Here is a 12,927-nt window from a genome sequence, read left to right as displayed (position 1 = left end):
CTTTCGAGGGCTGTGGCGTCCCGGGGGTCGGAGGCGAGCGTGAGGACACTCATGACTCTCCAGCAGGTAGGTCGGCGCGACCGGCTTGTGCGGGGTGGAGCCGCGATCCGGAGGCAGCGACGGTGGGGTGGGTGCCGCGTCCGGCCGCAGGAGCGGCCGGACGCGTGACCGAACGGGGGGCGATACGAGCCGCTCGCTGTGCCTTCGCGCCAGGGACGGGGGATGGCGTGCGAGGGCATGGGATACGACCGTAGGGAGCGGGTGACCCCGATTTCGATCAGTGCCCAGCGTGCAGCGCCGGACGCACCCTTCTCCCCGGCCGACCAGGCCCGCCGCGAGGGCCATCAGGCCCTGATTTAGGCTGCCGGAAGGGGCCGGATGTCCGTCCGGCAAGGACTGCCGGCCCAGGTGGACCTGGGTCCGCGCCGCATAGCGTTCCGGGCCATGGAGAACGAACAGAGGGCACGGCGCAGGACGCCGCAGACCGGTGGAGGCTGGCCGCTGGCCACCCGGCGGCTGCTCAACCGCCGCGAGGTGTCCGCTGACGGACGCGCCGTGTTCGGCACGGGCGATGCGAAGTGGGAGGGTTTCTACCGGGACCGGTGGGCGCACGACAAGGTGGTGCGCTCCACGCACGGAGTGAACTGCACCGGTTCCTGCTCGTGGATGGTGTACGTCAAGGACGGCATCATCACCTGGGAGCACCAGGCCACCGACTATCCGTCGATCGGCACGGACTGCCCGGAGTACGAGCCGCGCGGGTGCCCCCGCGGGGCGTCTTTCTCCTGGTACACGTACTCGCCCAGCCGGGTCCGCTACCCGTATGTGCGCGGCACGCTGCTGAAGTTGTGGCGTGAGGCCTGCAAGCGGCTCGGAGATCCGGTGGCGGCTTGGGCGGAGATCACCGGCGACCCGGCGAAGGCCCGCGCCTACAAGCGGGCGCGCGGCAAGGGCGGTCTGGTGCGCGCCGGTTGGGACGAGGTGAGCGAACTGGTCGCCGCCGCCCATGTCCACACGGTCAAGGCCTACGGCCCCGACCGGGTCGCCGGCTTCTCCCCGATCCCGGCGATGTCGATGGCGTCCTTCGCGTCCGGGGCCCGCTTCATGTCGCTGATCGGCGGGACCCTGCTGTCCTTCTACGACTGGTACGCCGACCTGCCGATCGCCTCCCCGCAGGTCTTCGGCGACCAGACCGACGTCCCCGAGGCCGCGGACTGGTGGAACGCCGGCTACCTGATCATGTGGGGCTCCAACATCCCCGTCACCCGCACCCCCGACGCCCACTTCCTCACCGAGACCCGCTACAACGGCACCAAGGTCGTCGCAGTCAGCCCCGACTACGCCGACAACGTCAAGCACGCCGACGAATGGCTGGCCCCGCACCCCGGCACCGACGGCGCCCTGGCGATGGCCATGGGACATGTCGTCCTGCGCGAGTTCCTCGTCGACCGCGAAGTGCCCTACTTCCGGGACTACCTGCGCACGTTCACCGACGCGCCGTTCCTGGTCACCCTGAGCGAGCACGAGCACGGTCTCGTCCCGGACGGGTTCCTGACAGCCGCCGACCTCGGGCACGACACGGAACACGCCGATTCCAAGACCGTCCTTCTCGATTCTGCCACCGGCGAGCCGTTCGTGCCCAACGGTTCCCTCGGCTTCCGTTGGGGCGAGACCGGCCAGGGCCGCTGGAACCTCGACCTGGGCGAGACCGTGCCCGAGCTGAGCCTTTTCGCAGGAGCTGAGGACAAAGTGGCCGTGGCCCTGCCCCGCTTCGACGAGGGCAGCACCGAGGGCGGCTCGGTGATGGTGCGCGGTGTACCGGTGCGACGGGTCGGCGGGCGTGTGGTCACCACCGTCTTCGACTTGATGCTCGCCCAGTACGGGGTGAAGCGGCCGGGGCTGCCGGGCCGTTGGCCGTCCTCGTACGACGACGCCGCCCAGCCGTACACCCCGGCGTGGCAGGAGACGGTCACCTCCGTTCCGGCGGAGCAGGCGGCCCGGGTCGCCCGGGAGTTCGCCCGCAACGCCGAACGCACCAAAGGCCGTTCTATGATCGCGATGGGTGCGGGCACCAACCACTGGTTCCACTCCGACACCATCTACCGCGCCTTCCTGGCCCTGACCACGATGACCGGCTGCCAGGGTGTCAACGGAGGCGGCTGGGCACACTACGTCGGCCAAGAGAAGGTCCGCCCGCTCACCGGCTTGCAGCACTTGGCGTTCGCCTTCGACTGGCAGCGTCCCACCCGGCACATGGCCGGCACGTCGTACTGGTACCTGAACTCCGACCAGTGGCGCTACGAGGCGTTCGGTCCCGACGAGCTGGCCTCCCCACTGGGTACGGGACGCTTCGCGGGCAAGGGTTTCGCCGACTGCCTGGCGCAGGCCGTACGGCTGGGCTGGACACCCGGCCACCCGGGCTTCAACCGCAACCCCCTCGACCTGGCGGACGAGGCGAAGCGCGCGGGGCGGCCGGTCGCCGAGCACATCGTCGACGAGCTGAAGTCCGGGCGGCTGCGGTTCGCCGCCGAGGACCCCGACGACCCCGCCAGCTTCCCGCGGGTCCTGACCGTGTGGCGGGCCAACCTCCTTGGTTCCTCGGGCAAGGGCAACGAGTACTTCCTGCGGCACCTGCTGGGCACGGACGCCGCCGTGCGCTCGCAGGAGACCCCGCCCGAGTCACGCCCGAAGGACGTGGTGTGGCGGGAGGAGGCCCCCGAGGGCAAGCTCGACCTGCTGGTCACCATGGACTTCCGGATGACCTCCACCAGCCTCCTTTCCGACGTGGTGCTGCCGGCCGCGACCTGGTACGAGAAGGACGACCTGTCCAGCACGGACATGCACCCCTTCGTGCACGCCTTCACCCCGGCCATCGCCCCGCCCTGGCAGGCCCGCACCGACTACGACACGTTCCTGACCATCGCCGACAAGTTCAGCGATCTGGCAGCAGAGCACCTGGGCGAGCGCACTGACGTCCTGGCCATGCCGCTGCTGCACGACACCCCCGACGAACTCGCCCAGCCAGGCGGCGTCGTACGGGACTGGAAGACCGGCGAGTGCGAACCGGTTCCGGGCCGGAACATGCCCAAGCTTGTGGTCATCGAACGGGACTACGCCGCGACCGCACAGAAGATGCGCGCCGTCGGACCGCTCCTCGACACCCTGGGCACCACCACCAAGGGCGTCACCGTCCACCCGGACAAGGAGATCGCCGAGCTGCGCCGCCGCTGCGGCACCATGCGTGACGGAGTCGCCGCCGGGCGCCCCGCCCTGGCCACCGCCTCCGACATGTGCGAGGCGATCCTCGCCCTGTCCGGCACCACCAACGGCCGTCTGGCCACCGAGGGCTTCCGCGAACTGGAGCGTCAGACCGGAAGTGAGGGCCTGGTGGAACTCGCGGCCGAACGCGAGGCCGAGCGGGTCACCTTCGCCGACACCCGCACCCAGCCGCGATCGGTGATCACCTCCTACGAGTGGTCGGGGTCGGAGACCGGCGGGCGCCGCTACTCGCCCTTCGTCATCAACACCGAGCACAAGAAGCCCTGGCACACCCTCACCGGCCGCCAGCACTTCTTCGTCCAGCACGACTGGATGACCGAACTCGGAGAGCAACTTCCCGTCTACCGGCCCCCGCTGAACACGCCCCGGCACTACGGTGACGAACGCCTGCGCGAGGACGGCCGGGCGGAGGTCACGGTCCGCTATCTGACCCCGCACTCCAAGTGGTCCATCCACTCCAACTACCAGGACAACAAACACATGCTCGACCTGTCTCGCGGCGGACCGGTCATCTGGATGTCCCTGCAGGACGCCGAGAAGATCGGCGTCAAGGACAACGAATGGATCGAGGCGTACAACCGCAACGGCGTCGTCGCCTGCCGGGCCGTGGTCACCCACCGCATGCCCGAGGGAACCGTGTACATGTACCACGCGCAGGACCGCAACGTGAACGTGCCGAAGGCCGAGGTCAGCGGCAAGCGGGGCGGCATCCACAACTCGCTGACCCGGCTGCTACTCAAACCCACCCATCTCGCTGGCGGCTACGCCCAGTTCACCTACGCCTTCAACTACTACGGCCCGACCGGCAACCAGCGCGACGAGGTCACCGTCATCCGGCGCCGCAGCCAGCAAGTGGAGTACTGACATGCGCGTCATGGCACAGATCGCGATGGTGATGAACCTCGACAAGTGCATCGGCTGCCACACCTGCTCGGTCACTTGCAAGCAGACGTGGACCAACCGCACCGGCGTCGAGTACGCCTGGTTCAACAACGTCGAGACCAAGCCCGGCGTCGGCTACCCCCGCCGCTACGAGGACCAGGAACAGTGGAAGGGCGGCTGGATGCTCGACAAACGCGGGCGCCTCGTCCTGCGCTCCGGCGGTCGGATCAAGCGCCTGCTGTCGTTGTTCTCCAACCCCGACCTGCCCTCCCTCGAGGACTACTACGAGCCGGTCACCTACGACTACGACAACCTCGTCAGCGCCCCCGCCGGGCCCGACATGCCTGTCGCCCGGCCCCGCTCCGTCCTCACCGGCCAACCCACCGCGATCACGTGGGGTGCCAACTGGGAGGACGGGCTGGGCGGCGCACCGGAGAACGCAAGCGGCGACCCCAACCTGAGCGGCGAGTGGGCGCAGAGGGTCAAGTTCGAGTTCGAGCAGACCTTCCTGTTCCACCTGCCCCGACTGTGCGAGCACTGCCTCAACCCAGCCTGCGTCTCCGCCTGCCCGTCCGGTGCGATGTACAAGCGGGTCGAGGACGGCATCGTCCTGGTCGACCAGGACAAGTGCCGGGGCTGGCGCATGTGCGTGACCGCGTGCCCGTACAAGAAGGTGTACGTCAACCACGCCACCGGCAAGGCGGAGAAATGCACGTTCTGCTTCCCGCGCATCGAGGCCGGCCAGCCCACCGTCTGCTCCGAGACCTGCGTCGGACGCCTGCGCTACCTCGGCCTGCTGCTCTACGACGCCGACCGGGTCGGCGAGGCAGCGGCCACCCCGGACGAGAAGGACCTGCTGGACGCCCAGCGCGGGGTGTTCCTCGACCCGCACGACCCCGAAGTGATCGCCGCCGCCCGCGACTCGGGCATCCCAGAGGACTGGCTGGAGGCGGCCCGCCGCTCCCCGGTGTACGACCTGGTCATGCGCTACCAGGTGGCGCTGCCGCTGCACCCGGAGTACCGCACTCTGCCGATGGTCTGGTATGTACCCCCGCTCTCCCCGGTCCTGGACGCCGTCGACACGGCCGGCGGGAACCAGGACGACCCCGACCACGTTTTCGCCGCCGTCACCCGGCTGCGCATCCCGCTGGAGTACCTGGCAGAGCTGTTCACCGCCGGGGACACCGACGTCGTGGCCGGGGTGCTGATGAAACTCACCGCGCTGCGCTCGTACATGCGCGAACGCACCCTCGGCGAGGAAGGCGACGAGAGGGCCCTCAAGGCCGTCGGGCTCACCGCCCGCGATGCGACGGACCTGCATTGCCTCCTCGCCATCGCCAAGTACACCGATCGGTACGTCGTTCCGGCCGCGCACAAGGAGGATGCGGCCGCCCTCACCGCGATGGAGAACCGCTGCCCGGTCGAAACGCCGGACGACCCGGCGGACAACGGTGGCCGCCGCGTGATGCTCGGCATCCCCACTCTGCGCCGCCGTACGCCCGAAGCTCCTGCAGGAGGCCGGCCATGAGCCCTCTGCCCACATCGATTCCCGCCGCCGTCCGCACCCGGGTCCGGGCAGCCGTCCGCCGCCCCTTCGGGCTCACCCCCCAGGAGGCCGAGACGCGCTCCCTGCTGCTGCGGCTGTGCTCGCTGCTGCTGCAGTACCCGGACACCGAACTCGCCGCCTCCCGCCCCGTGCTGACGGCTGCCATCGAAGCGCTTCCGGCCTCGCCGGCCGCCGAGCACCTGACCGCCTTCACCCCGTGGCTTACCGGCCAGGAGCCCGACGAGCTGGAGCGCCACTACGTCGAGATGTTCGACCTGCGCCGCAAGAGCAGCCTCTACCTCACCTACTACCTGCACGGCGACACCCGACGCCGCGGCATGGCACTGCTCACCCTGAACCAGCGATACAAGGCGGCGGGCTGGGACATCGACAGCCGTGAGCTTCCCGACCACCTGCCCGTCGTCCTGGAGTTCGCCGCCCTGGCGGGTGCGGGCGGCGGAGAGGCACCGCTGCGCCAGCACCGGCGGGGGCTGGAGCTTATCCACCGCGCCCTGACCGACGCCGACTCCCCCTACCGGAACGTCCTGGCCGCGCTGCTCACCCTGCTGCCACCACCCACCGACGCGGACCGCGAGGCGGTGGCCCAACTCGTCGCCGAGGGGCCGCCGAACGAGGAGGTCGGACTCGACCCCTACGGCACATACGGAGACGGGGAGTTCGCGCCGCCGGGAACCTTCGAGCCCCCGGTGTCCGCCCCGCCGACCCGCGTGCCGACCGCCCCGACCAGCTGTACGGAAGGCCCCCGATGAACGCCGTACCCGGCCCCTTGGCCGCCGCGTCGGCAAGCGGCGCGGATCTGCTCCTGTGGGTCGCCGTCCCCTACGTCTGCCTCGCCGTGTTCGTGGTCGGACACGTGTGGCGCTACCGGCAGGACCAGTTCGGCTGGACCTCCCACACCAGCCAGCTCCTCGAACACCGGTGGCTGCGTTGGGGCAGCCCGCTCTTCCACCTGGGCGCCTTCATGGTGATCGCCGGGCATGTCGCAGGACTCGCCATTCCCGCCTCATGGACCGAGGCGGCGGGCCTCTCCGAGCACGCCTACCACAACACGGCCGTGTGGGCGGGCTCGGTGGCCGGCGTCGCCATGGTCGCGGGACTGGGCATGCTCTGCGCCCGCCGGCTCCTGACACGGACGATCCGGCTGAGCACCGACCGCAGCGACAAACTGCTCTTCCCGCTGCTGTCCGCCATTGTCCTGCTCGGCATCACCGCCACCGCCGCCCACAACGTCTTCGGCCCCGGCTACGACTACCGCTCCACGGTCTCCGTCTGGTTCCGCAGCCTGTTCGCCCTCCAGCCGCAACCGGAGGCCATCGTCGGCGCCCCCCTGCTGTTTCGACTGCACGCCCTGACCGCCTGCCTGCTCTTCGCAGCCTGGCCGTTCACCCGCCTCGTGCACGTGTGGAGCGCCCCGATCGGATACCTGGCCCGCCCCTACCTGGTCTACCGGAGGCGAGCAACACCCACGGCGGCCCCTACGAGCGGGGCAGGCCAGCCTCGGTCTGCCTACAGCTCCCGCCGAACCACATGAGTCCCAGGCCCGTAGACGCGCCGGGCGCGCCGACCACCCCGCGCACGCACGCCGCGGGGGCGAGCCGCCGGACGGGCCTGGTCATGCTCGTCACCGGTATCGTCGGATGGCTCGCCTCCTTCCAACTGACTGTGGACGACTGGCGGCTGCTGCGCGACCCTGCCTACCAACCACCGTGCAACATCAGCCCCATGGTGAGCTGCGGCAGCGTCGTGTCCAGCCAGCAGGGCAGCCTGCTCGGCTTCCCCAACATGCTGCTCGGGCTGGGCGCATTCGCCGCCGTGGCCGCCCTGGGCGTCACCGTGCTCTGCGGGGCGCGACTGCACCGCCGGCTGTGGCTCGCACTCGGTACCGAGGCGCTGGCAACGGTGGTGGCTTCGTTGATGGCTAGGGACAGCGTTTGTCGACGGTTTCCGGAGGCAGTTGCTGATCAACGAGCTCGGAGATGTCGAGGAGAAATGACGGCCCGGCCGTGTCCGCAAAGCCGACGTCAGTGCACAGGTCAACGTGTCCCGCCGGGTATAGCCGAACGCGCACAGGTCGAAGACGACGCTCAGAGAGATCTCGGTTGTCCCGCATATCGAGCGTCCACTATCGGCAGGACCCGACCGCGCCCCGTCGTACGACAGAACGTTCACCCAGGAGATGGCTGCGGTCATGACAGTTGGCGCGCCGGACAGCGGGGTTTCACTCGAGACGGGCCGCCTGCTGCTGCGACCGTGGCGGGTAGCCGAGGCTGTCGTCCAGCGTGAACGGTGGACCGAACGTGATCCACGAGTGCCGCCGCACCGCCGGATCGACACGGACGGACACCCCACGGTCGCGTGAGCTTGGGGATTCGATCCGCACCAACAAGGTTGGGTCGACCGGGTTGCTGGCGGTCGAACGGAAGGCATCTGGTGACGTCATCGGCTACTGCGGCCTCGTCGACAGCGGGCGAGAATCCGTAGGGGAACCTGAACTCGCATTCGAGCTGCTACGCCGGGTGCGGCGTCAGGGATACGCGACCGAGGCATCGTTGGCGGTCCTGGCATGGGCGAGAACACCCGGGTGTGAACGTCTGCGGGCCACGGTCTGGGACTGGAACACCGCTTCGCGCCGAGTGCTGGCCAAGGTCGGATTCACCGGGACCGATCGGAAGGAAGTGGACGCGGTGCACGGGACCACCCTGTTCACCACGAGTCGCCTCTGACGTACCCGAAGCCCGGTGAACGGGTCGGGGTCAGACAAGGCGTCGCGTCTGCCTCCGCTCGTCTCATCGTCGATCCGCACGACTCTGCCTACGGAAGCTGTACTTGGGCGTGGACGTTGACTCGGCGTGCCGATACGGGACGGTCAGCAGCCCGTCAGGGCCGGCTGACTAGGGCCGACTGACCATCGAGGCAGGCAGCGGCAGTCAGCCAGCCTTCGTGGGCTCCTCGGCTCGTGCCCGCGTACTGGCCAGGCGGTAGGAGTCGGTGCCGGTCTCGATGATGGTGCCGTTGAACGTCTGCCGACCGACGATGGCCACGCAGAGCCGCGGATCCGTGAACGTCTCCGTCCAGCCACCGAACGACTCGTTGGAAGCGATGGCAACGCTGTTCTCCTCCTCGCGTTCGGTCAGGACCTGGAAGGGGAGTTCGGCGCCGCGGCGGTCCAGTTCCATGTAGCCGAGCTCGTCGATGCAGAGGAGGTCGACCCGGCCGTAGCGGGCGATGGTCTTGTTCAGCTGCTTCTCGTCGGCCGCTTCGACCGGTTCGTTCACCGGTTTCGTGGCGAGCGTGTAGCGGACGCGGCAGCCCTTCACGGCGGCTTCGGTGCCCAGGGCGATGAGCATGTGGGACTTGCCGGTGCCGGAGTCCCCGATCAGGCAGAGCGGCTGACTCTTCTTGATCCACTCACAGCTGGCCAGAGTGTGGACGGTGGCCGCGTCGATGTTGGGGTTCGCGTCGAAGTCGGACGTCACGCCGGATCGCCGCGTACAGCTCGACCTTCGACAGCTGCGGCATGACCAGGACCTTTCACCAGGAGCATCCCGATGCTGCCCTGGCAAGAATTCCAACGCCTCCCAGACTCGTCGACAAGTGACGTCACTACTGCTCGATAAAGCCAGGCCGGTGTCCGGCACGACCGGCTCGGTGCCCTGGTAGCCGCCTCTGTCCTCCTGCTTGCCGTCGCCGGACCTGTGATCACTCGCTTCGCCGGCGCACGCCCCACCGCCCGCCGACCGCCTCACAATGCCACGGCCACGGGCCTGTCCCCTTGACGCTGTCCGCGGTGCTCCGGTCGATCGGGGCGACGTGGTGCCCCGGCAGCCCCGGCTCGCTGGCACGGACAAGATTCCGGTGGCCATCGCGGTCGGCGAGACGGCCGTCGCGGTCGATTCCTGCACCGGCGTGAACCATGCCGACGTGGGAATCCACCCAGCCTCCGAGCCCCGGTTCAGTAGCACCGTCCGCGGTCCGGCCGGCTTCTGACCGCGCGCACTGTCCAGAAGCCCGCCGTGTCGGCTCGGCCATCGCGCGCGGCAGGAGATCAGGCAAGTGCGGGCGCCTCCCGTTCCTGCCCCGAGCCCGGACCTGCTTTGGGCAACGGCTACCGTGATCCCCGGGGCACCGCGACAGGCGGGAGACCTGATCGACGAGGAGGCAACGCATGGACGGGGCCGAGAAGGCTCGGATGCCGCGGCTGCACCTGGACGAACTGCTCGACGAACTCCAAACACGCATCAACGACGTTCGCGGTACCCGTGACCGGGTGCACAGCCTGCTGGAGGCGGTCCTGGCCGTAGGCCGCGAACTGGACCTCACCAGTGTGCTGCAGCGCATCGTGGAGACCGCCGCCACCCTGGTCGATGCCCGCTACGCGGCCCTGGGTGTGATCGGCCCGGACGGCCGGTCCCTGACGCAGTTGCTGACTGTGGGGCTCTCGCCGGAGGAGATCAAGGCGATCGGCCCCTATCCCACGGGCAAGGGCATCCTGGGGGAGCTGATCCGCCGCCCCGAGTCACTGCGGCTCACCGATCTCTCGTCCCACGAAGCGTCGTACGGCTTTCCCGCCCATCATCCGCCGATGCGCACGTTCCTGGGTGTTCCGGTGCGCGTGCGGGAGACCGTGTTCGGCAACCTCTACCTCACGGACAAGCGCTGCGGCCTGGACTTCGACGCCGAGGACGAAGCGATGCTTGCCACTCTCGCGGTGGCGGCCGGCGTGGCTATCGACAATGCCCGCCTGTACGAGGAATCCCGGGAGCAGCAGGCGTGGTTGCGGGCCAGCGCGGAGATCACCCGCAGCCTGCTTTCCGGCAGTCCCCGCGGCCAGGTGCTGGAGCTGATCGCCCAGCGAGCCAGGGAGATCACCGGTGCGGAGCTGGCGGATGTGTCCGTGCCGTTGGCCAACTCCGGGCAGATGACGGTGGAACTTGCCCTCGGGGGCGACGCGCCCGCACGTTTGGGGCTTACGGTGCCGAGGGAGGGGACGCTGTCCGGGGCCGCCTGTACGGCGGGTGCCCCGGTCAGCAGCAGCGGGATTGACGATGATCCGCGTTTCACCGCCGGTCCGCGGCGTTTCCAGGGCCTCGGCCCGGCGGTCGCGGTACCTCTGTCCTCCGCCGACGATGTGGTGCAGGGCGTACTGCTACTGGCGCGCGGGGCGGGTGGGGCGGCGTTCCGTACGGACGGGATCGGCCCGCTCCTCGGCTTCGCCGATCAGGCAGCCCTGGCGCTGGAGCTGGCGGAGGTCAGGCGCGGCGCCGAGCAGCTCGCTCTGCTGGAGGAACGGGACCGGATCGCCCGTGACCTGCACGATCTGGCCATTCAGCGCTTGTTCGCCACGGGCATGACCTTGCAGAGCGCGGCGCGGTTCATCGAACACACAGGGGCCGAGGAGCGGGTCACCCGCGCGGTGAACGACCTTGACGAAACGATCAAGATCATCCGGACCACGATCTTCGGGCTGCGGGCCCGTGAGGAGGAGAGCGGGTGGATTCTACGGACCCGCGCGGCGCGCACGGTCGAGGAAGTCCAGCCGGTTCTCGGGTTCGCACCCCACCTGAGTATGGAGGGGCTGCTGGACACCGACGTGCCCCCGCCTGTGGCCGACCAGGTCATCGCGGTGCTCAGCGAAGCCCTGAGCAACGCTGCTCGGCACGCTGCCGCGAGCAGGGTACAGGTGCACCTGAAAGCCGCGAACGGACAGGTCGTCGTGGAGGTGATCGACAACGGTGTGGGTGTTCCGGCCGGCGGGCGGCGCAGCGGCCTGCGCAACCTGGCCCAGCGGGCCGAGGAACTCGGCGGCACGTTGAAACTGCAGCGGGCGGAGGGCGGCGGCGCCCACCTGGTGTGGGCGGTTCCCCTGGACTCTGCGTGCGTGAAAGGACAGCAGGCGTCCAAGGCTGGTCGGGGAATTGCAGCGGCGGGGCGGCCGGGAGCTGCCGCCCCGTGATCATTTCCGGTCGGATGAGGATGACCGTTTCGCCAAGACCCTGCCCGGCGTCGCCGGCGGGGTGCGACACGGCACCACTGGTCCGGGCACTGGCGTGCCCGGGCAGCGTCACGGTCCAGCCGCTGCCGTCGCTGTCATCGATCTCGCTTGCTTCGAAAGCGACCAGCGCGTTGTCCACCGCGCGGGTCAAGTGCGGCTGGCCGACGGTGCGAAGCATCACGCCGTCGGCCTTCGGACTGCAGCGGACGGGCAGGACGGCGGGCGGGGCATCGACCGTGTACACCAGCCGCCCCACCGGGACTCCCGCCAGCAGACGGAGCCAATGCTGCTCATGAAGGTGTTCGCCCTCGTATGTCACGAGAACGGTGTTCCTCGCGCACGGGAGTCCGCGAGGAGGGCCAGACGGCCCAACCCGGCTCGCCGGCAGGCACCCGCACCTTGTCATGCGCGGCGACGCCGGCCATCTGGTGGTACCGGCGCGCTCTCCATGGCATGGGCATTGGCCTGGGAGGCGATGACCGCCGCCTGCACACGGCGTTCCACTCCGAGCTTGGCCAGCAGGCGTGAAATGTGGTTCTTCACGGTCTTCTCCGCTAGATAGAGCCGCATCCCGATCTCGCGGTTGGTCAGGCCCTCACCGATCAGGGCGAGGATGTCGCGTTCCCGGTCCGTCAGCCCCGCCAGGGGCTCCGGTTCCTGCGTATCGCTCGTCTGCACGCGAAGACGTGCCATGAGGCGGGTGGTGGCACCCGGGTCGAGCATCGAGGCGCCGCCGGCGACAGTGCGTACCGCGGTGACCAGGTCGGTGCCGCTGATCTGCTTGAGAACGTAGCCCGAGGCTCCCGCCATGACGGCGTCCAGAAGCGCCTCCTCGTCGTCGAACGAGGTGAGCATCAGGCACGCGAGTTCCGGCATGCGTGAGCGCAGCTCGCGGCACACGCTCACGCCGTCCCCGTCCGGCAGCCTCACGTCCAGCACCGCGACCTGGGGCTGCAGGGCGGGTACCCGCGCCAGCGCCTGCTCGACGGTGCCCGCCTCCCCGACCACGCGCAACCCCTCTTCCGCCTCCAGCAGGTCACGAACACCCCGGCGCACGACCTCGTGGTCGTCCAGGAGGAAGATCGTGACAGGGCCTTTCCCCGCCGGGTCCGTACTGCCGTCCGTCATGCCCTGCTCCCTCGCTCTGGCGGCGCCATGCCGCCGATGGCCGTCTCCCCACCCCCGGGTGGCACCGGTTCATCGTCCG

8 protein-coding genes and 2 pseudogenes are annotated in these 12,927 nt (G+C 69.4%); 7 read left to right on the top strand and 3 right to left on the bottom strand.

Features of this window, described 5'->3' with window-relative positions:
• Window positions 1-444: 444 nt before the first annotated feature.
• From H300_RS0122365 to H300_RS28725, 6 genes are read left to right on the top strand one after another with little or no spacing between them, the layout of a single operon-like run.
• The gene (locus H300_RS0122365) at window positions 445-4,143 is read left to right on the top strand and encodes a nitrate reductase subunit alpha (RefSeq protein WP_028429155.1); all 3,699 of its coding nucleotides are present in this window, start codon (window positions 445-447) and stop codon (window positions 4,141-4,143) included.
• Window position 4,144: 1 nt separating this feature from the next.
• Entirely contained in the window at window positions 4,145-5,689 is a 1,545-nt protein-coding gene (gene narH, locus H300_RS0122360; protein WP_028429154.1) for a nitrate reductase subunit beta, read from the top strand.
• Entirely contained in the window at window positions 5,686-6,477 is a 792-nt protein-coding gene (gene narJ, locus H300_RS0122355; RefSeq protein WP_028429153.1) for a nitrate reductase molybdenum cofactor assembly chaperone, read from the top strand. The genes narH and narJ overlap by 4 nt, the downstream gene beginning before the upstream one ends.
• Window positions 6,474-7,259, top strand: coding sequence for a respiratory nitrate reductase subunit gamma (gene narI / locus H300_RS28730; RefSeq protein ID WP_051270290.1), 786 nt, complete (start codon window positions 6,474-6,476; stop codon window positions 7,257-7,259). The genes narJ and narI overlap by 4 nt, the downstream gene beginning before the upstream one ends.
• Entirely contained in the window at window positions 7,256-8,011 is a 756-nt protein-coding gene (locus H300_RS31680; protein ID WP_486584010.1) for a vitamin K epoxide reductase family protein, read from the top strand. Before narI ends, H300_RS31680 begins: the two co-directional genes overlap by 4 nt.
• A 14-nt stretch (window positions 8,012-8,025) precedes the next feature.
• Window positions 8,026-8,451 (top strand): GNAT family N-acetyltransferase, encoded by a 426-nt coding sequence (locus H300_RS28725; protein WP_486584009.1) that lies wholly within the window; start codon window positions 8,026-8,028, stop codon window positions 8,449-8,451.
• Between the two features lie 204 nt (window positions 8,452-8,655).
• On the opposite strand, the pseudogene H300_RS28720 reads toward H300_RS28725, so the two are convergent.
• A pseudogene (locus H300_RS28720) lies at window positions 8,656-9,195 on the bottom strand (ATP-binding protein); the annotation flags it as partial.
• A 698-nt stretch (window positions 9,196-9,893) separates the two neighbouring features.
• Between H300_RS28720 and H300_RS28715 the strand changes: the two are divergent.
• Window positions 9,894-11,681, top strand: a complete 1,788-nt coding sequence (locus H300_RS28715; RefSeq protein WP_078516233.1) for a sensor histidine kinase — start codon at window positions 9,894-9,896, stop codon at window positions 11,679-11,681.
• 88 nt (window positions 11,682-11,769) lie between these two features.
• Here H300_RS28715 and H300_RS30755 read toward each other — a convergent pair.
• Together H300_RS30755 and H300_RS28710 are read right to left on the bottom strand one after the other, a co-directional pair.
• Window positions 11,770-12,126: pseudogene (locus H300_RS30755) on the bottom strand (pyridoxamine 5'-phosphate oxidase family protein); the annotation flags it as partial.
• Window positions 12,123-12,848: a response regulator transcription factor gene (locus H300_RS28710; protein WP_037981563.1), complete on the bottom strand. Its 726-nt coding sequence runs from the start codon at window positions 12,846-12,848 to the stop codon at window positions 12,123-12,125. The pseudogene H300_RS30755 and the gene H300_RS28710, both read right to left, overlap by 4 nt.
• Window positions 12,849-12,927: the final 79 nt, after the last annotated feature.

Source organism: Streptomyces sp. TAA040 (genome assembly GCF_000424845.1).
This window is presented reverse-complemented; position numbering and strand designations above follow the sequence as displayed.

What these genes read in the sequence shown, in the direction of transcription:
- H300_RS0122365 (WP_028429155.1), top strand. Translation starts at nt 445, where the DNA reads ATGGAGAACGAACAGAGGGCACGGCGCAGGACGCCGCAGACCGGTGGA.
- narH (WP_028429154.1), top strand. Translation starts at nt 4,145, where the DNA reads ATGCGCGTCATGGCACAGATCGCGATGGTGATGAACCTCGACAAGTGC.
- narJ (WP_028429153.1), top strand. Translation starts at nt 5,686, where the DNA reads ATGAGCCCTCTGCCCACATCGATTCCCGCCGCCGTCCGCACCCGGGTC.
- narI (WP_051270290.1), top strand. Translation starts at nt 6,474, where the DNA reads ATGAACGCCGTACCCGGCCCCTTGGCCGCCGCGTCGGCAAGCGGCGCG.
- H300_RS31680 (WP_486584010.1), top strand. Translation starts at nt 7,256, where the DNA reads ATGAGTCCCAGGCCCGTAGACGCGCCGGGCGCGCCGACCACCCCGCGC.
- H300_RS28715 (WP_078516233.1), top strand. Translation starts at nt 9,894, where the DNA reads ATGGACGGGGCCGAGAAGGCTCGGATGCCGCGGCTGCACCTGGACGAA.
- H300_RS28710 (WP_037981563.1), bottom strand. Translation starts at nt 12,848, where the DNA reads ATGACGGACGGCAGTACGGACCCGGCGGGGAAAGGCCCTGTCACGATC.